This window comes from Chitinolyticbacter meiyuanensis, from assembly GCF_008033135.1.
Classification (GTDB): Bacteria; Pseudomonadota; Gammaproteobacteria; order Burkholderiales; family Chitinibacteraceae; genus Chitinolyticbacter; species Chitinolyticbacter meiyuanensis.
Genome location: NZ_CP041335.1, coordinates 2,778,179 through 2,798,397 on the forward strand (window position 1 = coordinate 2,778,179; position 20,219 = coordinate 2,798,397).

A 20,219-nucleotide genomic window follows, 5' to 3' on the forward strand; every position below is an offset into this window, starting at 1 on the left:
AGCCCTGCATACCGGAGCTGTCATGCATCTGCTGCTGATCGAAGACGATCTGGAACTCGGCGCCGCGCTGCAACACGCCCTCGTCGCGCGCGGTTTCAGCAGCGAATGGCTGCGCCATGCCGCCGATGCAATCCGCTGGCTGGACAACGCCAAGGCAAGCGCCGCCTGCATCTGCGCGGTGCTGGACCTGGGCCTGCCCGATGGCGACGGGCTGGCCGTGCTCGCCACTTGGCGGCGGCGTCGCCTCACCCTGCCAGTGATCGTGCTGACGGCACGGGATGCCGTGGCCGACCGCGTGGCCGGGCTCGATGCCGGCGCCGATGATTACGTGGTCAAGCCGGTAGCGCCGGAGGAGCTGGTCGCACGCATCCTCGCCGTCACCCGCCGGGCCAGCGGCCAGACCTCTGGGCGCTGGACCGTGGGCGCGCTGCAGATCGATCCGGGGCGGCGCGAAGTCTGGCGTGACGGAGAACCGGTGGCGCTGTCGCGCCGTGAATTCGACATCGTGGCCGAGCTCGCACGTCAGCCCGGCCACGTGGTGCCCAAGCATCGGCTGGCCAGCGCACTGGTACCGCTGGGCGATCCGCTGGATTTCAACGCCATCGAATTCCATGTGCACCGGCTGCGGCGCAAGCTCGGCGAGGACTGCATCCAGACCGTGCGCGGCGTCGGCTACCGGATGGCCGACTGATGTGGCGGCCATCGATCGCCCGTCGGCTGTTCCTGATCCTGCTGCTGGCCTACGGCACGGTGTGGCTGGGCATTTACGCGCTGGGGCTCTACTTGATGCAGCACGCCATCTCGGGGCAGTTCGACCAGGACCTGGTCGATCTGGCAACAGCCGTGCAGCAAGTCACAGCCCGGTCGACCGATCCAGCTACCTTGCGCACAGCGCTGGCCGGCAGCGATGCCTTGCTGGCGCAGTACCAGCGCTCTGGCAATGTGCAGCCGGGATTTTTCGGCTACACCGTACGCGACGCCGCAGGACGGCTGATCGCCCACTACGGTCCGCCCCGCCCTGCGATTGGGCGCGATGGCTTCTTCGATGTCGCCGGCGAAGCCGCCTGGCGCGGTTATGGGTTGCCTGCCGCCCAAGGGCGCTATCGCATCGAGGTGAGCCAGAGCGTGGCCAGCCGACGGGCGCAGTACCACGACGTGATGCTCAGCCCGGCTGCGCTGCTGCTGTTCGCCGCCGGATTGCCGATGTTGTTCCTGCCGGCCTGGATCGCGGTACGTAGCGGCCTGCAACCATTGCGCCAACTGGCAAGCGAATTGGTGCAACGGCCGCCCGACAGCACCGCACCACTCGCCGCGCCGCCGGTCTACGCCGAGCTGGTACCGCTTGCGACCAGCCTGGACACGGCGCTATCGCGGCTGGCGGCGCAATTGCAGCGTGAGCGCGCGCTGCTGGCCGATGCCGCGCACGAGCTGCGTACACCGCTTGCCGTCGTCACCACCCAGGCCGATGCGCTGATCCATGCCGCGGATGAAGCGGCGCGAGAGGCGGCCATCCAGCGGCTGCGCCACGGCCTGGCACGCGCCGCACGGCTGGTGCAGCAGTTGCTGGCGCTGGCCCGGCTCGACGCAGGTATTGCCACCGACACCTCTCGCGCCGACCTCGCAGACCTCGTGCGCGATACGCTGGCCGCACATGCGGCAGAAGCGGCGACGCGCGGCATCGCGCTCAGCTATCGCGGGCCGGACCAGCTGCCGCTCGCTGCGCCGCTGCAGGCCCTCGAATCCATCGTCGACAACCTCGTTGGCAACGCGGTACGGCATGGCCGCGACGGCGGCACGGTGGAGGTGACCGTGACCCAGCCCGGGCGGCAAATCCGCTTGACGGTGTGCGACGACGGGCCAGGCATCCCGCTGGCCGAGCGCGAGCGCCTGTTCGAACGCTTCGCTCGCGGCCGCTGCGCCACGGCCAGCGGGTCCGGGCTGGGACTCGCCATCGTCGCCTCGGCCGCACGCACGCTCGATGCCAGCATCATCGTCAATGACGGTGCCGACGGGCGAGGCACTGCGATCACCGTCCACTGGCCATCCGCCTGACCGGCAAAACCAGCCGCTCACCGCGCGGCGCAACGCGTGCCGCCTGCCGGCTGGACCGCCCGGCGAGGTGGTGCGACGATGCATGCAATCCCCACTACGCTTGCACCATGAGCCTGCCCTACCCCATCGTGCTGACCCCCGTCGACGAGATCGGCGGCATTCCCTTCTCCGTCGAGCTGGAAGATGGTCGCGTGGTCGACTGCTTCATCAGCATCGATGCGCTGACCAGCAACTTCACCGCCTGCGACAGCAAGGAAGGCCGCATCCGCACGCTGCAATCGCGCACGCTGTTCACCCGGCTGGTGCGCGAGCGCGTGGCCGCGGGTGACGAAGAGCCGGTCTATCTCAACTACGCCGTGGTGTTCGGCTACCTGTCGCGCAACCCCACGTTGCCCAAGACCGAATAGCCACCGCGATCCAGCGGGCCGGCAAAGCGCTATCATCGCAGGCCTCCCCAGCACGACCCGCGCCCATGGATCAAGACCTCGTCATTGCCCGCACCCGCACCTGGCTGGAAAAGGCCGTGATCGGCCTCAACCTCTGCCCGTTCGCCAAGGCGGTGTATGTAAAGGAGCAGGTGCGCTATGTGGTCAGCAGCGCCCGGCATCTGGACGCCTTCCTCGACGAACTGGAGCACGAGCTGGTGCTGCTGCGCGATAGCGACCCCAAGGCCGTCGACACAACGCTGCTGATCCACCCCACGCTGTTCGCGGGATTCGACGAGTTCGTCGATGTCATCGCCGCCGGCGAGCGCATCGTGGCCGACCTCGCGCTGGAAGGCGTACTGCAGCTGGCGCACTTTCACCCGCGCTACCAGTTCGAAGGCAGCGCAGCCGACGACATCGCCAACTACACCAACCGTGCGCCCTATCCCACGCTGCATCTGCTACGTGAGGACAGCATTGCGCGGGCTACCGCCGCATTTCCCGATCCAGCCGCGATTTTCGAGCGCAACATTGCCGTGTTGCGGGACCTGGGCCTGCCGGGCTGGCAAAAGCTGTTTCCCGACGCCGACTAGACAGCCGCTTGCGGATATACCCCTACGGGGTTTATTATACCCCCATAAGGTATATGGAGCCCTGCCATGCGCCAGAGTCTCACCCTGCCGATCACCGGCATGACCTGCGCCGCGTGCGCCACCCGCATCGAGAAGGTGCTGAACCGCCAGCCCGGTGTGGCCGCCTCGGTGAACTTCGCTACCGAATCGGCGCAGGTCGAGCTGAGCGATGCCGCCACCGTCGACACCGCGGTCGACACCATCCGCAAAGCCGGCTACGACGTGCCGGAATCCACGCTGACGCTGGCACTGGAAGGCATGACCTGCGCCGCCTGCGCCACCCGCATCGAAAAGGTGCTGAACCGGCTACCCGGCATCAGCGCCAATGTGAACTTCGCCAGTGAAACGGCGCAGCTGCGCGCGATCGGAACGATAGCCGAAGCGGCGGCCATCGCCGCTGTGGCCAAGGCGGGCTACACCGCCCGCGTGATCCTGCCGGATCCCCCCTCCGGGCATCATGAGGTGGCGTTGCGCCGCACCCGGCTCGCCTTTGCCGCAGCCGCCGTCCTCACCGCGCCGCTGCTGATCGAGATGGTGGCGATGTTCGCCGGCTGGCACGAACTGATACCACGCCCATTGCAATGGCTGCTCGCCACCCTGGTGCAGTTCACCGTGGGGCTGCGCTTCTATCGCGGGGCCTGGCACGCATTGCGCGGCGGTGCCGCCAATATGGACGTGTTGATCGCGCTCGGCACTACCATGGCCTGGGGCTACAGCAGCGTGGTCACCGCGCTGGGCCTCTCTCACCAACATGTGTATTTCGAGGCCAGCGCTGCGGTGATCACGCTGGTGCTGCTCGGCAAGTGGCTGGAGGCACGTGCCAAGGGCAAGACCGCCGGGGCGATTGCCGAGCTGCTGGCGCTGCAACCTAAGACCGCCCGCGTGCTGCAGGACGGCCACCCGGTGGAGGTGCCTATCAGCGCGCTGAACGTGGGCGACACGGTGATCGTGCGCCACGGCGAGCTGTTGCCGGTGGACGGCACCGTATTGGATGGTCGTGCCGCGGTGAACGAAGCCATGCTGTCCGGCGAATCGCTGCCGCTCGCCAAGGTGGCCGGCGACAAGGTCTATGCCGGCACCCAGGCAGTGGAAGGCATGCTCACGCTGCGCGCCGATGGTGTAGGCAGTGCCACACAGCTCGCGGAGATCGTCCGCTTGGTGAGCGAGGCCCAGGGCTCGAAGGCGCCGATCCAGCAACTGGCCGATCGCATTTCCGCCGTGTTCGTGCCGGTGGTGGTCGCCATTGCCGTGCTCACCTTCGGCGCCACCTGGTGGTGGAGCGGCGAGTTCGCCACCGCGCTGATCCATGCCGTGGCCGTGCTGGTGATCGCCTGCCCCTGCGCGCTGGGCTTGGCCACGCCGACGGCGGTGATGGTCGGCGTCGGCCTTGGGGCAAAGCGCGGCATCCTGTTCCGCAACGCTACGGCGCTGGAGACCGCCAGCGAGATCGACGTGCTGATCGTCGACAAGACCGGCACCTTGACCGAAGGCCAGCCCGGCATTGCCACCATCGCCCCGTCGCCCGGCTGGAATGAAGCACAGGTGCTGCAACTGGCCGCCAGCGCCGAGGCCGGCTCGGAGCATCCATTGGCGCGCGCACTGTTGGCCCGCGCGCAGCAGCAGGGCATCGAATTGCGGCCAGCGGCTGATTTCGCGGCCGAAGCCGGTGCCGGTATCACGGCCAGCATCGATGGCAAGGCCCTACGCGTCGGCGTGCCTAGCTGGACCGCGGCCTTGCGCGATGGCGACCAAGCACAGGTGGCGGCGATGTCGGCACATGGCCATACGGTGATCGCGCTGGCGGTTGATGAACAACTGGCCGGGCTGATCGCCATCGCCGACACCGTCCGTCCCAGCAGCAAGGCCGCGGTGGCCGCACTGCAGGCGCAGGGCGTGCGCGTGGTGATGCTCACCGGCGACAACGCACAAACGGCCGCTGCCGTGGCACGGGACGTCGGTATCTCCGAATACCGGGCGGGGGTAAAACCCGGCGACAAGGCGGCTGCCATTGCCGAGTTCAAGCAGGATGGACGTCGCATCGCGATGGCGGGCGACGGCGTGAACGATGCACCGGCACTGGCCGCCGCCGACGTGGGCTTTGCCATGCGCTCGGGCTCGGACGTGGCGATCGAGGCGGCGGACATCACGCTGATGCACAACGATCTGACGCACGTCGCCGAAGCGATTTCGCTATCGCGAACCACGCTCGGCAAGATCCGGCAGAACCTGTTCTTCGCCTTCTTCTACAACGTGTTGGGCATCCCGCTGGCCGCGCTCGGCCTCTTGAGCCCGGTGATTGCCGGTGCGGCCATGGCGGCGAGTTCCTTGTCGGTGGTCGGCAATGCGCTGCTCTTGCGCCGCTGGAAGGCGCATCGTGACTGACTGATTCAAGCAGCCGGCGCTGGTCTTGCTGCTTGCGGACAGCACGCCAGCCGTCACCGTAGTCGTTTCACATCAACCCGAGGAGCACCATCATGAGCGAACTGACACTCACCATTTCCGGCATGAGCTGCGGCGGCTGCGTCGCCAGCGTGACCCGCGCGCTGCAGGCGCAGGACGGCGTGGAAGCCGTAAACGTGACCTTGGCCCCGCCACAGGCCCATATCCGCTACGACGCTGCGGTGATCGGCCAGCAGCAACTGGAAAACGCCATCGAGGACGCCGGCTATGACATCGTCCGCGGATGAGTGCTGCGACCACAAGCTAGTGGTGCGGGAGAACAAGGCTGCATTGGTCTCCCGGCTGAACCGCATCGAAGGCCAGGTACGCGGCATCAACAAGATGGTGGCGGAAGACCGTTATTGCATCGATATCCTGACGCAGGTGGCTGCCGCGAAATCGGCACTCGACAGCCTGGCGATGCAGCTCTTGGAAGCACACGCACGCGGCTGCGTGAGCGGCGCGATCAAGGAAGGCGATGGCGAGGCGGCCATTGCCGAACTGATGCAGGTGATCCGCAAGCTCGGTTAGCCGCCCCGCCGCTTTGCTTACGGCATGAAAAAGCCATTACACTGGCGCGACAACGATAAGCCGTATCAGGGAGCGAATCATGGACGACCACGCTAGCGCATTACCAGCCGGTGCCGAAACGGCATTGCCACACACTGATGAAGTACCGGCCACGCCACCGGCCCCAACCGAGCCGCCGCTGCTGCGCTGGCCGCTGACCTTCCACGGCCAGGGCAGCGAGTATTTCCGTATCTGGATCGTGAACCTGGCGCTCAGCATCGTCACGCTGGGTATCTATTCGGCCTGGGCCAAGGTACGCCGGCTGAAATATTTCTACGGCAATACGGAGCTTGCCGGCGCGCGCTTCGACTACACCGCCGATCCGCTACGCATCCTCAAGGGCCGGGCAATCGCGTTCGTCTTCTTTGCGGCCTATATGGCGCTTTACGCGCTGCACCCGATCACCGCCATCATCGCTGGCCTGCTGCTGTGGCTGGCGCTGCCCTGGATGATCGTGCGCTCGCTGGCCTTCAACCTGCGCTATACCCGCTACCGCAACGTGGCCTTCGGCTTCACCGGCACCGCAGGCGGTGGCTACAAGCACTTCCTGCTGCTGCCCTTGCTGCTGATCCCGTCGCTCGGTATGGCCTTTCCCTACGTGCATCACCAGCAGCGCCAGTTCCTGCTCAACAACATGCGCTTTGGCAATCAATCGTTCGCCATGAAGCCGGTGATCGGGCCCTATTTCCTGATCTACCTCGCCGCCATGGGCATTGCCGGCGGCGTGATGCTGATGTTGATCATCATGGGTGCCGTCATCGCCGCGATTGGCGGCGGCATTGTCTGGGCAACCGATTGGGAGCTCCCGAGCTGGCTGATCGGCGTGGTCGCGGTCGGCGGCATTTTCCTCGCGTATGCGCTGTTCGGCATGATCTACGCCATCGTGATGCAGACGATGCGGGTGGCGTTGCTCAACGTGACCTGGAGCAACACCCGTGTGGCCGATTGCCAGATCGAGAGCAAGATCGCGCTGCTGGGCTACATCAAGCTGCTGTGCACCCGCATTCCACTGCTGGTGATCACGCTGGGCCTGGCCACGCCGTGGGTGGTGGTCACCCTCACCCGCTATCGGCTGCAGCATACGGCGCTGCTGGCACCGAATGACCTGGGTGGTTTCGAAGCCGCAGTGGCGAGCTACGGCAACGTGGCCGGTAGCGAAGCGGGCGAGCTGTTCGACCTCGATCTCGCGCTGTGAGCCAGTACCCCGTAGCCAGCGCCACGCTGTACGACGGCGCCACCTCCGGCGCATGGCCAGTCACATTGCAACGCAATGGCGACACGCTGTGGCTATCCGGCCTTGCCGAGCCGCGCAGCTATGCGCTTTCGGAGGTCTGCCTGGAGGCACGCTTGGGGAGCCAGCCCCGGCGGCTGACGCTGCCCGATGGTAGCGTATGCGAAAGCCTCGACCACGCTGGCATTGCCGCCGTGTTCGGCCAAGACGATGGCGTGCTGCATCACCTGGAATCGCGCTGGCGCTGGGTCAGCTATGCCTTGCTGCTACTCGCCGGCTTTGCCGTGGCGTTCTACCTGTGGGGCCTGCCGTTGCTGTCCCGCGGCGCCACACTGATGACGCCACCGGTGGTCGAACGGGTGATCGGCGACAAAGCCTTCGAGCATCTCACGACACTGGAGCTGGACCTGAAGCCCACCAAGCTGGCGGCCAAGCGCCAGGCTGCGCTGCGCCAACGCTTCGCCAAGCTGGTCCCTGCGAACAGCCGCTACCAGTACCGATTGCACTTTCACGCGGCCCCGACCATCGGCGCCAACGCCTTTGCCCTGCCCGGCGGGGTAGTGGTGCTCACCGACGAGCTTGCCGCCATCGCGACCGACGACGAAGTGATCGCGGTGCTGGCACACGAGATCGGTCACGTGGAATTGCGGCATGGCCTGCGCATGATCTACCAGAGCGCCGGCATGGGCGTGGCGGTGTCCGCCGTCCTGGGCGATGCACCCAGTGCTGCAGCCCAGGTGGCGAGCTTTGGCGCACTGGTGCTGCAGCTGGGCTATTCGCGGGATCTGGAACGCGAAGCCGACCGCTACGCGCAGGATCGCCTGACTGCGCTGGGGCTGGATCGGCGCAAGCTCGGCAGTGCGCTGGCCAAACTGATGGCTCAGCACAAGGGCGAAGAGCACATCCGCTTGCCCGCGCTGCTGTCGTCACACCCGGATACCGAGGAACGGATCAAGTCGCTGTCGCGATAGCCACATTTCGAGAGGCGCGATCTAGGCGAGATTCGCAGCCTTGACGGGGGAACCGGCACGGTTGGACTGGGCAGGCGTACCGCCTGCACCCTCGATCAGAATTGCGCCCGCCACGTCTCAACAAGTCGTTTGCAAGCAGCGGCCCGAACACGACACGCCTTCAGCCCAATTCGTTGTCCCGGGTAATCCGCACGGCCGGGCCGACGACAGGTGCTGGGCTGGGGTCGATCATCGACATGTCTGGTGGAGTGTAGGGCAGCATGGGGCCGCCCAAATACCACTGGCTGAAGGCTTCGGCAGTCATCGGCTTGGCGATCAGATAACCCTGCGCTTCATCGCAACCCATCACAGCCAGCGCCTGCCAGGCCGATTCGGTCTCCACCCCTTCGGCGACCACCTGCAGGCCGAGGATATGGCCCAGCTCGATGATGGAACGGACGATGGACACGTTCTCGAACTTGGAATCGAGCGCCTGGACAAAGGTGCGGTCGATCTTGAGCTCGTGTACCGGCATCTGCGCAAGGTAGGCGAACGAGGAATAGCCAGTACCGAAGTCATCGATGGAAAGGCGCACGCCCAGCCTGCGCAATCGCGCAAGATTGGCCAGCAGTTCGCGCTGGCGGTTCATCACGCCGGTCTCGGTGATTTCCAGACACAGGCGCGATGGATCGGCACCATGGCGCTGCAGTGCCGCTTCAACGAAATCGACGAAAGTGGCGTCCTCGGCATCGCTGACACCGATGTTCACCGACACCAGCAGATCGATGTCGACGCTGCGCCAGAGCGTGCTGCGCGACAACACGTCATCGATCACCCACTGCGTGATCATGCGCAGGCGGCCGGTCTGCTCGGCAAAGGGGATGAAATCGCCTGGTGGGATCCAGCCGCGTTCCGGGTGCTGCCAGCGCACCAGCGCCTCGGCGCTTTCGATCTCGCCATCCTTCATCCGCACCTTGGGCTGGTAGCAGACCACGAACTGGTTCTCCGCCACCGCGTTGCGCAGGTCCGACAGCAGCGCTAGCTGCGTCTGGCGGTTCTGCTCGAAGCCGGGGTCATACAGCACATGGCTCTGATGCAGGCGCTTGGCGGCGTACATCGCCACTTCGGCGTGGCGCAGCAGCAAATCGCCGTTGTCGCCGTGCTCGGGATACAGCGCTACGCCCATGCTGGCGCCCAGTTCCAGCCGCTGCCCGGCCACCACCACCGGCTGGGCCAGCAAGGCCTCGATCCGCGCCAACTGCGCCGGTAGGCGGGCCTGCGTGGTATCGGGAAACAGGATGGCGTATTCATCGCCGGACAAGCGCGCGCAGAGCTCGCCTTCGCTGCCCAGCGTGCTGGCCAGCCGCTTGCCCAACGCGGCGATGGCGGCATCGCCGACCTGATAGCCGAGAAAGTCGTTGATGTACTTGAACTGGTCGAGGTCGAACAGCACCACGGCGAAGTGCTCCGGCTGCTGCGCCAAGTGGGCCTCGATCGCCTCGATCAGCCGGGTGCGGTTGGCGAGGCCGGTGAGCGGATCGACGAAGGCAAGTCGCAGCATCTCGCGCTCGCGCTCGGCCACCGCGCCAGTCATGGTGTTGAAGCTGCGTGCCAACTGGCCCAGCTCGTCGCCACTCTTCCAGGCCACGCGCGCGCTGTAGTCGCCCGCTTCGATACGCCGCACGCCGGACACCAGAGCTTCCACCGGGCGTGACAACTGCCAGGTCAGCAGTAGCGACAGCACGAAACCGATTGCAAAGATGGATAAACCGATGCCGAGCGACTGCTGCAGCGCCTGCTCCTGCTGCAGCTGGATATCGCCCATCGCGACATCGGCCCCGATCAGATAGGGTCGGCCATCGTCGGTGACGGCGGGAATGAACAGCGAGCGGAAGTGGCCATAGCGGTCGACGTATTCGACATAGCGCGGTTTGCCGTCGGCCAGGATCTGCCGCAATTCGGCGATGGGGCCGCGGTATTCGGAAAAGAAGCGGCCGTAGTAGCCGCGGCGCACCTCGTCGGGGCTGGCACTATCCATCAGGTAGACGACGCGATCGCCCACCGGCATGAACAGGTAGAGGTAGCGCAATCCCACCGAGCGGCTGTAGCGGTCGAAATCCGCCACCCAGCGCCGGTATTCCAGCGGATTGATATCGCCCGGCTTGCGGGCGCGCTCGAGATAATCCCGCGGCAACATTAACGGCGCGGCCACGACAGCGGCGGCCAGACGCTTGTCCACTTCTTGACGAACTGCGTCAGATTTCAGGGTGTAGACGTAATAGCTGTAGGCACACGTCGCAGCGAGATTGATTAACACGAATACGGCAAGAATCTTGCCTCGTATTGTGTTTGCAAAGCCCCAGCCCCACTGCACGGCCATCCGCTCCCCCTGTCAGCTCCGGTCGACGCCGGATTGCTTGCTCCATGTAATCTAGACAATCACGTATGCACGGTCCAGCACGGATTGCACATATCAAGCCTTACCGGTCATCGGGCAGCGATCCACGGCAAGGCGACACAACGCATTAATTCGTGCCCGTTCAGCGTGCAAGCCAATGCTGTTGCAGGTTTTTTGCCTGCGGCGACGGTGTGGCAGCCAAGCGCAGCCCCCATGTGTCGGCGACAGCCGGCTGTATCGTCAAGTTGCGGGAAAACAACTCGTCACGGCGAAAGGCATGGACTGGCACGGTGCTGCCTACCGGCCAACCCGCCAGAGCGGCATCGAGATTGCCGCTCGAGAGCCGCAGGCCGTCGAGCGCGATCAACACATCGCCGGCAGCGAATCCGGCGGCCTGCGCCGCCCCGCCATCGAGCACCTGGGTCAGCTTCACCCCACCCGCCTCGGCCGCCACCCGAGCGCCCAGTGCGTTGCCCGGTGCGGCGATCTCCTTCCAGCCGCCCTTGTCGCCGCCATTGGCAATCGGGCGCAGCTGGCTTTCCACGCCAAATGCGGATAGCAGCTCGGCCAGTGGCAGATCGTCGGTCGAGCGCAGCGCGTGATCGAAGAAAGCGGCGAGATCGAAGCCCGCCACCTCGCTGGCAACACGCTCCCACTCCGCTTCGGGCACACCCGCGCCACGCGGGTAGAAATCGTGGCCGTAGCGCTGCCATAACGTGCGCATCACGTCATCCAGACTCTTCGCACCGTCGCTACGCTGCCGTATCGTCAGATCAAGGCACAGCGCGGCCAGCGCGCCCTTGGTGTAGTAGCTGACGATGGCGTTGGGGCTGTTTTCGTCCTGCCGGTAGTACTTCACCCAGGCATCGAGACTGGCTTCCTCCAGATTCTGCTTTAGCCGCCCTGCCCCGCGCTGCACCTGGCTCATGGTCTGCGCCAAGAGATCGAGGTATTCCTGCGGCGAGATCAGTCCGGCACGCACCAATGTAAGGTCGTCGTAGTAGGAAGTGATGCCCTCGAAGGCCCACAGCAATCGGGTGTAGTTTTCCTGGGTAAGGTCATACGGCGCATAGGCGGCGGGCTTGATGCGCTTCACGTTCCAGCTGTGGAAGTACTCGTGGCTGCACAGGCCCAGATACTGCCGGTAGCCCGGCTTGAGGCCGGTTTCATGTTCCAGCGGCAGATCGTCGCGGCTGGCGATCAGCGCGGTCGAGGCGCGGTGTTCCAGCCCGCCGTAGCCGTCGCCGACCACCGCGGTGAGGAACAGATAGCGCTCGAACGGCGCCAGCTCGCCAAAAAGGCGGATCTGGTATTCGCAGATCTGCTTCAGATCCCGCTTCAACCGCTTTAGATCTGCGCGCTGTCGGCCCGCCAGCACGACGTCGTGCGGCACGCCGCAGGCCTTGAAGCTGGTGCGGGTAAACGCCCCGAGCTCCACCGGGTGGTCGATCAGTTCGTCGTAGTTGGCAGCACGATAACCGCCGAAGCTCCAGGCCTTGGCCTCGGCACGTGGCAACGTCGTTGCCACCTCCCAGTCACGGTAGGCCTTGCCCACCGGTGCGACGAGCTCGACACCGACCGGCTGGTCTTCCTGCCCGGCCACCGCCAGGAACACGCTGGTGCCGTTGAAGAAGCCACGCTGCTGGTCAAGGTAAGCGCCGCGTACCGACAGATCGAACGCATAGACGCGGTAGCGCACGGTCACCGCCTTCCTGGTTGCTGCTAGCTGCCAGCGATGCTTGTCGAGCTTGGTCACTGCCAGCACCTTGCCGCCCGCTTCGGCCGAGATCGCCACGATGTTGCGGGCGAACTCGCGTATTAGATAACTGCCCGGTATCCATACCGGCAGCCACAGCACCTGCCCCGCCGGATCGGGCTTGGCGATGGTGAGTTCGATATCGAAATAGTGAGCGGCAAGATCGGTGGGGGTAAGGCGATAGTGCAGTTTCATGAGGTGTCCGCAGTGGGGTGCGCCAGATCGCCTAGCGCGCAAGTCCGATGGTGTTGCGTCCGGCCGCCTTGGCCTGGTAGAGCGCGCCGTCAGCTGCTTCGATCAGCTGGCCGGCACGCATGTTGTCCTTGAGCTGCGCCACGCCGGCCGACAGCGTGCAGGCAAATGCCGCGCCGCTGGCATCCTGGAACGGCAGGCCGGCAAAGCGCTGGCGCATCTCGTCCACGGCCTGCGCGGCACGCATCAGCGTGGTATCGGGAAAGATCAGCGCAAACTCCTCGCCACCGTAGCGGCCGACGAGCTCGGTGCCCGGCGCGAATTGCTTGATCAGCCCGGACAGTGCGCGGATCACCACGTCGCCCACGGCATGACCGTGCTGGTCGTTCACCTGCTTGAAGTGATCGATGTCGACCATGGCGAACGACAGCGACGACACCTTGCGGCTGGCGCGCTCCACCTCGCGCTCCAGGCTTTCGGTAAGCCGGGTATGGTTCAGCAGGCCGGTCAGGCCGTCGCGCACCATCCAGTGGCGCAGCATGCGGTAGCGGTCCGCAATGATGCCGACCGCGGCCACCAGCTCCTCGGCCGGCATGTTCTTCACCAGGAAATCATCGCCGCCCATGCTGCGTGCCATCAGCTGCTTGCTGCGGCTGGTCTCGGTGGAGAGGAACACGATGGGCAGGCTGTCGAAGCGATGGTCCTGGCGAATCAGCCGGGCAATCTCGTCGCCGCTGTAGCCCGGCATGTAGACGTCCAGCAGCACCACGTCCGGCAGGAAGCGCTCCAGCTGGATGAAGATTTCCAGCGGATCATGCAGCGTGCGCACGTCCATGCCGGCATTGCGCAGTGTTTTCTCCACCCAGTGCAGCACCGCCTCGGAATCGTCGAGCACCAGTACGCGATACGGCGACGGGTGCTCGTGGTGCTGCATCGAATCGAAGCGCTCGTACAGCTGGCGCAGCGAGCACGGCGCCATCAGAAAGCCCGATACGCCGTGACGCATCAACTCGATCTGCCGCGCCATGGTCAGGTCGTGGCCCTCGCACCACACGGAGCCGGGCTTGAGCTTGGCCAACAGCGGCAGCCAGCGTGCCAGCGGGTCATCCGGCAGGCCGGATTCGCCGAGCACTACCGCAAACGGCGGCTCGCCATGTACGGCGGCGAGCAACGCATTGGCCCGCTCGAAGGGCTTGGCCCCGTAGCCATAAAGCTGTAGCTGGCTTGCCAGCAAGCGCGCGCGCTCGGCATCGGGCAATGCGAGGTAGACCTTGGGGGGCTCTCGTTCCATGATTTTCCCTGCCGGATCAGTCGCCGGATTGCCGGTCGACCCGGCTCAGCTGGCGACGCCATTTCTTGGTAGGCCGGCCCTTGACCTGCGGATGGTCGAACTGGGGCGCCAGCTCGCGCTCCAGGGCGACCACCTCGCGGCGAGCAGCACTCTCCTCGGTTTCACGATAGAGCGTACGCGCGACTTCGGCAGGGCCGCGCCGATCCGACACCGCCAACACCTCAATCTCGAACAGGCCGTGCGTGACCTGGATGCGCAGCATGTCACCCTCCTTGATGGTGCGCGCCGGCTTGGCACGATCGCCGTTCAGGTGCACATGGCCACCCTCGATGGCATCGGTGGCGAGCGAGCGGGTCTTGTAGAAGCGGGCGGCCCATAGCCACTTGTCGAGGCGGACCTTGTTATCGTCGCTCATGGTTTTCTCGCGGCAGGATGGCCCGATGGTACACCGTAGCGCCCAGGCTCAGGCAGCGCCGGTCAACGCTGCCAGCACCTGGCCAAGTGCGCCAGCATGCGCTCGGTGTGCGCTTCCCAGCCGGCGTCGGGTGGCAATTGCAGCTGCTGGTTGATCAGCAGATCGGCAATGCCATGCACCGCGGCCCACGCCAGCGCCGCATCGGCATCGCCCGCCGGCAACGGCGTCGGGCGGCCGGTCACTGCCGCCACTGCATCGGCAAGGCAGGACCAGGCGCGCAGTCCTTCGCGCAGCAACGCCGGATCGTCCCGCCGCAAGGGGCCGGGGCTGAACATCAGCTGGTAACGTGCCGGAAGCGCCAGTGCATACCCGACATAGGCCACGCCCTGGCGCTGCAGCGCGCGCGCAGCATCGCCGTCCGGCGCCACCGCCGACAACGCATCCGCCAACCCCGCAAACGATCGCGCGGCATAGGCGGTGAGCAGGCCGGCGACATCGCCGTAATGGTGAGCAGGTGCCGTATGCGACACCCCGGCACGCCGCGCGCATTCACGCAGGCTGAAGCCGGCCAGGCCCTTCTCCGCCAGCAACTTGCCGGCGGCATCGAGCAGCGCGCCAGCCAGGGCGCCGTGGTGATAGCTGGACATGCACGCATCCGGTTCTGCAATCGACACAATCTTGACACTGCAAAGTTTTATCGTAAACTTGACATCGTCAAGATCAACCTGGAATCCAGCATGCATTTCTTGAAAACCCTGCATCTCTTCGGCGTATGCCTGTTCCTCGGCAATGTGATCGTCAGCGCCCTGTGGAAAGTGATGGCCGATCGCAGTGGCAATGTGGCGGTGATCCGCTACGCCACCCGGCTCGTCAACGTCACCGACCTCGCCTTTACCGCCGTCGGCGCCACCCTGCTTGCCGTGACCGGCCACTTGCTGGCCACCGACTACGGTGGTGTGCACGCCTGGCCGTGGATCTGGCAGGCCTATGCCTTGTTTGCCGTATCGGGCCTGATCTGGCTTGCGGTGCTACTGCCCATCCAGATCGCCCAGGCACGCCTGCTGCGCGGCCGTGCCGATGATGCGCCGTTGCCGCAGCGCTACTGGCCGCTGGCTCGCTGGTGGTCGATCGCAGGCACGCTGGCCACCGTGGCACTGCTGCCAGCGCTGTGGCTGATGGTGGACAAAACAGGGTTTTGATCGCCGAGAGGCATGTCTTCATCAAGTGGCGCATGCGCCCGCCAGCCGGATCGGTTAGCGTGGCGCCTTCCATACTTTGGTAACCGGGAATCGCCTCGTGACCATCCTCGTGCTTGGCGCCAGTGGCGCCACCGGCCGGCTGCTGGTGCAGCAGTTGCTCGAACGCGGCCTGCCGGTCCGCGCCCTCATCCGGCCTCAGTCCCAGCTGCCAGACGAGCTGCTGGGCCATCCGTTGTTGACGATCACCCGCGCCGAGCTGCTTGCGCTGGATGCTACTGAGCTGGCGCGGCAAACGGCCGGCTGCAGCGCAATCGCCTGCTGCCTGGGGCACGCGCTGAGCTGGAAAGGCATCTATGGCCAGCCATGGCGGCTGGTAAGCGACGCGATCCGCCGCGCCTGCGAAGCGGCAGGCACAGGGGGTGCACCGGTGCGGGTGGTACTGATGAACTCGGCCGGTTGCCGCAATCGCGGCCTCGCCGAGCCGGTTTCGCTGGCGCAGCGTATGGTCGTCGGCCTGATTCGGCTGTTGCTGCCGCCACACGCCGACAACGAAGCGGCTGCCGAGTATCTGCAGCGGCAGATCGGCCTGGCACATCCGGCCATCGCCTGGAGCGTGGTCCGGCCCGATACGCTGGACCATGCCGCTGCAGTGAGCCCCTACAGCGTGCATGCCTCGCCCATGCGCAGCGCGATCTTCGATGCCGGCCGCACCAGCCGCATCAACGTGGCGCACTTCATGGCCGAGCTGATTACCGACCCCGCACTGTGGGCACGCTGGCAAGGCCAGATGCCGGTGATCTACAACCGCGAGTAGCCACCGGGCGAAAAAACAGCCCCGGCGAACCGGGGCTGTGTGCACTGCAGGGTGCATGAACCGCTCATTGCCAGGGGGCGGTCAGCTCCATCCATTTCTCGCCGTTGTCGAGCTTGGGCGAATACACGCCAACGTGCACTTCCGGGATGCTCGAGTTCAGTGGATCGATATTGGCCGCCACGTAGTACCGCGCCTTGAAGTAACGGTAAACGCCGCCGTCGATGCGATAAACGTAGCTGCCTTCGGCGTAGGTCTTGCCGGCTTCCCATTGCGCGTAGCCCGAGAGCGGATTGCTGTAGGCGGGCTTGGGCTTTTGCGTATCGACCAGCGCCAGCGGCGAACCGGTCGAAACACGGACGTTATCGAAATACGCGTACTGGTCGCTGGCTGGCGCCCAATCCGCGGTCGAGCCACCGAAGAAGGTATGGAACACCAGCGCATCGATGCCAACCGCGGCACCTTCGCGCCACTTCATGCCGGTAAGCGCCAGCGTGGGCTCACCGTCGAGCCAAGCCTTGATCCAGCCGTTGGCCTGACCCGCGTCATTCAGCTGCACCTCTTGGGTGATGGTGTACCAACGTCCGACCTCGAACCGCTTGGCGTAGCTGAAGTAATCGCCGCAGCGCTCGGCCTTGCCGGGGAAATACAGGTACTGGAACGCCAAGCCGTTTTCGCGCCACATATTGCGCGTGGTGAAGCCATCGAAGGTGCCGTTGTCGATGCAGCCGGTGGGCGTGTCAGCGCCACCCAGGCCCGGCAGCTTGCCGCCCTTGACCCAGGTGAAGGCGTTGTCGAAACGCAGCTTGTACTGCAGGAACAGGTGGTTCTGCCCGGCTGGCAGCGGCACATCGAACACCGATGCGGAATTGCCGCCGATCTCTCCCCCCTTGTAGGTGACGCGCAGCACCTTGTTGGCCGCGTTGTTCGGGTCCGCCACCACGCTGAGCCGACCGGCCGAAACGCCGGACGAGCCCGACGGGCTGCTGTTCCAATCCGACTGGAACTGATTGGCGGTGTAGACGCCGGTGACGTGATTGTCGAAGCGCACATCGAGCAACGCCGAGCCTGGCTGCGGCGTTGGCCCTGGCGTAGGGGTGGCGATGGGCGTCGGCGTGAGAATCGGGGTCGGGCTCACCGTTGGTACCGGCGTCGCCGTCGGGGTCGCAGTAGGACGCGGTGTCGCGCTGGGAGTTGGCACAGCCGTGGGATTTGTGGTCGGTGTAATGGTACCGCCACACGCCCCCAGATCCTTCCAGACGCCCCACTCGCCGCTCTGCGCCGGGTTGTCGCCCTGAGTCCACCACTTGGCCTCGTAGCTGCGGCCACCGTAGGTCACGCGCTGGCCGCCGGTATAGGCGCTGGCTGCGGCCCAGCCGGGATAGCACGCGCTGCCAGCCGGTGTCGGCGTCGCGCTTGGAGCGGGCGTGGTCGTCGGCTGCGGCGTTGGCGTGGAGACGGGAACAGGCGTCGACGTCGGCAGCGGTGTCGCAGTTGGTCGAGGGGTCGGCGTTGCCGGCACGCTGGTCGGGGTCGGCACCGGCGTGGCGCCGCAGCTGCCGCCGCTTTGCCACAACGTGGGCGTCGATACCGGATTCCAGTTGGCGCCGACATACGCGGTGTGGGTGGATCGGGCGGTGTAGTTGATGCCGGCATAGCTGACGACATCACCGACGGCATAGATATTGCCTTCGGCCCAGCTGCCGCGGCAGGCGGCGTGGGCGTGAAAAGCAAGCAACAGCAGCGCGCCGCCAGACAGCGCGCGCGACAGGGTAACGCGACTCATACTCCATCCTCCGGTGGCCGGCTTGAGCCGGCTCGATACGAGACAGGCCTGAAGTGGTATGAAAGTAGCCACCGACTTCAGTCCAGCTTTGTACCGCGGAGACTGCGGCAAGCCATCCACAGCGTCAAGCAACCGGCCACCGCGCGCGGCGCAGGCGCAACAAAAAGCCCCTTTCGAAACAGGGGCTTGGCACAGCGCGGATGAACCGACCCGGCCTTTTGGCCTTGGGCGATCAGCCTTCGGCCTTGGCAGCGCGACGGCGCTCGTGTTCCTGCAGGTAGCGCTTGCGGATACGGATCGACACCGGGGTGATTTCCACCAGCTCGTCGTCGTCGATGAATTCGACGGCCGACTCCAGCGTGAGCTTGATCGGGGTGGTCAGGCGCACGGCTTCGTCAGTGCCCGAGGCACGGACGTTGGTCAGCTTCTTGCCCTTGATCGGGTTCACCACCAGATCGTTGTCGCGGCTGTGGATGCCGATGATCATACCTTCGTACAGCTTGTCGCCCGGGCTCACGAACATGCGGCCACGGTCTTCCAGGTTCCACAGCGCGTAGGCCACGGCCTCGCCACCTTCCTGCGAGATCAGCACGCCGTTGTGACGGCCCGGCAGATCAGGCTTCACCGGTGCGTAGTCGTCGAACACGTGGCTCATCAGGCCGGTGCCACGGGTCATGGTCATGAAGTCGGACTGAAAGCCGATCAGGCCACGCGCCGGAATGTGGTATTCCAGACGGGTACGACCCTGGCCATCCGATTCCATATTGGTCAGCTCGCCACGGCGGCGGCCGATTTCTTCCATGATGCCGCCCTGGTGTTCATCTTCCAGGTCGATGGTCAGGTTTTCGTACGGCTCGCACTTCTGGCCGTCGATGTCCTTGTACACCACGCGCGGCTTGGCCACGGCGAGCTCGAAACCTTCACGGCGCATGTTTTCCAGCAGGATGGTCAGGTGCAACTCGCCGCGGCCCGACACGCGGAACACGTCGGCATCGCCGGTATCCTCGACGCGCAGCGCGACGTTGGTCAGCAGCTCCTTGGTCAGGCGGTCGCGGATCTGGCGGCTGGTGACGAACTTGCCTTCGGTGCCGGCGAGCGGCGAGCTGTTCACCATGAAGTCCATGGTCAGCGTCGGCTCATCGACGGTCAGCATCGGCAGGCCAACCGGGGTTTCCTTGTCGCAAATGGTCACGCCGATGCCGATGTCATCGAGGCCCGAGATGATGATGATGTCGCCCGCTTCGGCGCTGTCCACCGGTACACGATCGAGACCCTGGTAGCCCAGCACCTGGTTGATGCGGCCCACCGCAACTTGATCATCGTGGTTCATCACCACCACGTTCTGGCCCGGCTTGATGCGGCCGTTCAGCACGCGGCCAACGCCCAGGCGACCGGTGTAGGTCGAGTAGTCGAGCGCGGCAATCTGCAGCTGCAGCGGCGCATCGGCATCGCCCGGCGGGGTCGGCACGTGCTTGAGCACAGTCTCGAACAGCGGGCGCATGTTGTCCGATTCCTCGGCCAGTTCGAGCTTGGCAAAGCCGTTCAGGCCGGAGGCATAGATGATCGGGAAGTCGAGCTGCTCGTCGGTGGCGCCAAGCTTGTCGAACAGGTCGAAGGTCTGGTCGACCACCCAGTCCGGACGTGCACCGGGGCGATCCACCTTGTTGATCACGACGATAGGGCGCAGGCCCAGCGCCAGCGCCTTCTTGGTGACGAAGCGCGTCTGCGGCATCGGGCCTTCCACGGCGTCGACCAGCAGCAGCACGCCATCCACCATGCCCAGCACTCGTTCCACTTCGCCGCCGAAGTCGGCGTGGCCCGGGGTGTCGACGATATTGATGTGGGTGCCTTCGTAATCGATGGCGGTGTTCTTGGCCAGAATCGTGATGCCGCGCTCTTTTTCGAGGTCGTTGCTGTCCATCACGCGCTCATCAACCTGCTGGTTGTCGCGGAAGGTGCCGGATTGACGCAGCAGCTGGTCAACAAGGGTGGTCTTGCCATGATCGACGTGGGCGATGATGGCGATATTGCGTAGGGCGCGGGACATGGAAGCGGGCCAGGAAGAGACGAAA

The 20,219-nt window shown here is 65.4% G+C and carries 18 protein-coding genes; 11 read left to right on the forward strand and 7 right to left on the reverse strand.

Features of this window, described 5'->3' with window-relative positions:
* The first annotated feature begins 22 nt into the window (after positions 1 to 22).
* From FLM21_RS13225 to FLM21_RS13265, 9 genes are all read left to right on the forward strand, one after another.
* Positions 23 to 691: a response regulator gene (locus FLM21_RS13225; RefSeq protein WP_148716019.1), complete on the forward strand. Its 669-nt coding sequence runs from the start codon at positions 23 to 25 to the stop codon at positions 689 to 691.
* Complete coding sequence (locus FLM21_RS13230) at positions 691 to 2,052, forward strand: sensor histidine kinase (protein ID WP_148716020.1); 1,362 nt, start codon at positions 691 to 693, stop codon at positions 2,050 to 2,052. The genes FLM21_RS13225 and FLM21_RS13230 overlap by 1 nt, the downstream gene beginning before the upstream one ends.
* A 107-nt stretch (positions 2,053 to 2,159) precedes the next feature.
* Complete coding sequence (locus tag FLM21_RS13235; protein WP_148716021.1) at positions 2,160 to 2,459, forward strand: hypothetical protein; 300 nt, start codon at positions 2,160 to 2,162, stop codon at positions 2,457 to 2,459.
* A 65-nt stretch (positions 2,460 to 2,524) separates the two neighbouring features.
* Complete coding sequence (locus FLM21_RS13240) at positions 2,525 to 3,070, forward strand: DUF1415 domain-containing protein (protein ID WP_148716022.1); 546 nt, start codon at positions 2,525 to 2,527, stop codon at positions 3,068 to 3,070.
* Positions 3,071 to 3,136: 66 nt separating this feature from the next.
* Positions 3,137 to 5,491 (forward strand): heavy metal translocating P-type ATPase, encoded by a 2,355-nt coding sequence (locus FLM21_RS13245; protein WP_148716023.1) that lies wholly within the window; start codon positions 3,137 to 3,139, stop codon positions 5,489 to 5,491.
* Positions 5,492 to 5,583: 92 nt separating this feature from the next.
* On the forward strand, positions 5,584 to 5,796 hold the full coding sequence (locus FLM21_RS13250; RefSeq protein ID WP_148716024.1) for a heavy-metal-associated domain-containing protein: 213 nt from the start codon (positions 5,584 to 5,586) through the stop codon (positions 5,794 to 5,796).
* Complete coding sequence (locus FLM21_RS13255; RefSeq protein ID WP_148716025.1) at positions 5,777 to 6,079, forward strand: metal-sensitive transcriptional regulator; 303 nt, start codon at positions 5,777 to 5,779, stop codon at positions 6,077 to 6,079. The genes FLM21_RS13250 and FLM21_RS13255 overlap by 20 nt, the downstream gene beginning before the upstream one ends.
* 79 nt (positions 6,080 to 6,158) lie before the next feature.
* Positions 6,159 to 7,313: a YjgN family protein gene (locus FLM21_RS13260; protein WP_148716026.1), complete on the forward strand. Its 1,155-nt coding sequence runs from the start codon at positions 6,159 to 6,161 to the stop codon at positions 7,311 to 7,313.
* Positions 7,310 to 8,320 (forward strand): M48 family metallopeptidase, encoded by a 1,011-nt coding sequence (locus FLM21_RS13265; RefSeq protein WP_148716027.1) that lies wholly within the window; start codon positions 7,310 to 7,312, stop codon positions 8,318 to 8,320. Before FLM21_RS13260 ends, FLM21_RS13265 begins: the two co-directional genes overlap by 4 nt.
* 160 nt (positions 8,321 to 8,480) lie before the next feature.
* On the opposite strand, the gene FLM21_RS13270 is transcribed toward FLM21_RS13265, so the two are convergent.
* The 5 genes from FLM21_RS13270 to FLM21_RS13290 all read right to left on the reverse strand — a co-directional run bounded on the left by FLM21_RS13270 (position 8,481) and on the right by FLM21_RS13290 (position 14,998).
* Positions 8,481 to 10,616 carry a putative bifunctional diguanylate cyclase/phosphodiesterase gene (locus FLM21_RS13270; RefSeq protein ID WP_187359898.1) on the reverse strand — a complete coding sequence of 712 codons (2,136 nt, stop codon included), beginning with the start codon at positions 10,614 to 10,616 and terminating at the stop codon, positions 8,481 to 8,483.
* A 223-nt stretch (positions 10,617 to 10,839) separates the two neighbouring features.
* Positions 10,840 to 12,648, reverse strand: a complete 1,809-nt coding sequence (locus FLM21_RS13275) for a M61 family metallopeptidase (RefSeq protein WP_148716029.1) — start codon at positions 12,646 to 12,648, stop codon at positions 10,840 to 10,842.
* A gap of 31 nt (positions 12,649 to 12,679) precedes the next feature.
* Complete coding sequence (locus FLM21_RS13280) at positions 12,680 to 13,936, reverse strand: GGDEF domain-containing response regulator (RefSeq protein WP_148716030.1); 1,257 nt, start codon at positions 13,934 to 13,936, stop codon at positions 12,680 to 12,682.
* 16 nt (positions 13,937 to 13,952) lie between these two features.
* Positions 13,953 to 14,351, reverse strand: a complete 399-nt coding sequence (locus tag FLM21_RS13285; RefSeq protein ID WP_148716031.1) for an RNA-binding S4 domain-containing protein — start codon at positions 14,349 to 14,351, stop codon at positions 13,953 to 13,955.
* A 62-nt stretch (positions 14,352 to 14,413) separates the two neighbouring features.
* The gene (locus FLM21_RS13290) at positions 14,414 to 14,998 is read right to left on the reverse strand and encodes a TetR/AcrR family transcriptional regulator (protein ID WP_187359899.1); all 585 of its coding nucleotides are present in this window, start codon (positions 14,996 to 14,998) and stop codon (positions 14,414 to 14,416) included.
* Between the two features lie 90 nt (positions 14,999 to 15,088).
* On the opposite strand from FLM21_RS13290, the gene FLM21_RS13295 reads away from it, so the two are divergent.
* Together FLM21_RS13295 and FLM21_RS13300 are read left to right on the forward strand one after the other, a co-directional pair.
* Positions 15,089 to 15,550 (forward strand): DUF2269 family protein, encoded by a 462-nt coding sequence (locus FLM21_RS13295; protein ID WP_148716033.1) that lies wholly within the window; start codon positions 15,089 to 15,091, stop codon positions 15,548 to 15,550.
* 97 nt (positions 15,551 to 15,647) lie between these two features.
* Positions 15,648 to 16,364 carry an NAD(P)-dependent oxidoreductase gene (locus FLM21_RS13300; RefSeq protein ID WP_148716034.1) on the forward strand — a complete coding sequence of 239 codons (717 nt, stop codon included), beginning with the start codon at positions 15,648 to 15,650 and terminating at the stop codon, positions 16,362 to 16,364.
* Between the two features lie 64 nt (positions 16,365 to 16,428).
* On the opposite strand, the gene FLM21_RS13305 is transcribed toward FLM21_RS13300, so the two are convergent.
* Both FLM21_RS13305 and typA read right to left on the reverse strand, forming a co-directional pair.
* On the reverse strand, positions 16,429 to 18,147 hold the full coding sequence (locus tag FLM21_RS13305; protein WP_148716035.1) for a polysaccharide lyase: 1,719 nt from the start codon (positions 18,145 to 18,147) through the stop codon (positions 16,429 to 16,431).
* A 232-nt stretch (positions 18,148 to 18,379) separates the two neighbouring features.
* Entirely contained in the window at positions 18,380 to 20,194 is a 1,815-nt protein-coding gene (gene typA, locus FLM21_RS13310) for a translational GTPase TypA (protein ID WP_148716036.1), read from the reverse strand.
* Between the last annotated feature and the right edge of the window lie 25 nt (positions 20,195 to 20,219).

Excerpts from the sequence above, each read along its gene's own strand:
- FLM21_RS13225 (WP_148716019.1), top strand. The coding sequence starts at position 23 with ATGCATCTGCTGCTGATCGAAGACGATCTGGAACTCGGCGCCGCGCTG.
- FLM21_RS13230 (WP_148716020.1), top strand. The coding sequence starts at position 691 with ATGTGGCGGCCATCGATCGCCCGTCGGCTGTTCCTGATCCTGCTGCTG.
- FLM21_RS13235 (WP_148716021.1), top strand. The coding sequence starts at position 2,160 with ATGAGCCTGCCCTACCCCATCGTGCTGACCCCCGTCGACGAGATCGGC.
- FLM21_RS13240 (WP_148716022.1), top strand. The coding sequence starts at position 2,525 with ATGGATCAAGACCTCGTCATTGCCCGCACCCGCACCTGGCTGGAAAAG.
- FLM21_RS13245 (WP_148716023.1), top strand. The coding sequence starts at position 3,137 with ATGCGCCAGAGTCTCACCCTGCCGATCACCGGCATGACCTGCGCCGCG.
- FLM21_RS13250 (WP_148716024.1), top strand. The coding sequence starts at position 5,584 with ATGAGCGAACTGACACTCACCATTTCCGGCATGAGCTGCGGCGGCTGC.
- FLM21_RS13255 (WP_148716025.1), top strand. The coding sequence starts at position 5,777 with ATGACATCGTCCGCGGATGAGTGCTGCGACCACAAGCTAGTGGTGCGG.
- FLM21_RS13260 (WP_148716026.1), top strand. The coding sequence starts at position 6,159 with ATGGACGACCACGCTAGCGCATTACCAGCCGGTGCCGAAACGGCATTG.
- FLM21_RS13275 (WP_148716029.1), bottom strand. The coding sequence starts at position 12,648 with ATGAAACTGCACTATCGCCTTACCCCCACCGATCTTGCCGCTCACTAT.
- FLM21_RS13280 (WP_148716030.1), bottom strand. The coding sequence starts at position 13,936 with ATGGAACGAGAGCCCCCCAAGGTCTACCTCGCATTGCCCGATGCCGAG.
- FLM21_RS13285 (WP_148716031.1), bottom strand. The coding sequence starts at position 14,351 with ATGAGCGACGATAACAAGGTCCGCCTCGACAAGTGGCTATGGGCCGCC.
- FLM21_RS13290 (WP_187359899.1), bottom strand. The coding sequence starts at position 14,998 with ATGTCCAGCTATCACCACGGCGCCCTGGCTGGCGCGCTGCTCGATGCC.
- FLM21_RS13295 (WP_148716033.1), top strand. The coding sequence starts at position 15,089 with ATGCATTTCTTGAAAACCCTGCATCTCTTCGGCGTATGCCTGTTCCTC.
- FLM21_RS13305 (WP_148716035.1), bottom strand. The coding sequence starts at position 18,147 with ATGAGTCGCGTTACCCTGTCGCGCGCGCTGTCTGGCGGCGCGCTGCTG.
- typA (WP_148716036.1), bottom strand. The coding sequence starts at position 20,194 with ATGTCCCGCGCCCTACGCAATATCGCCATCATCGCCCACGTCGATCAT.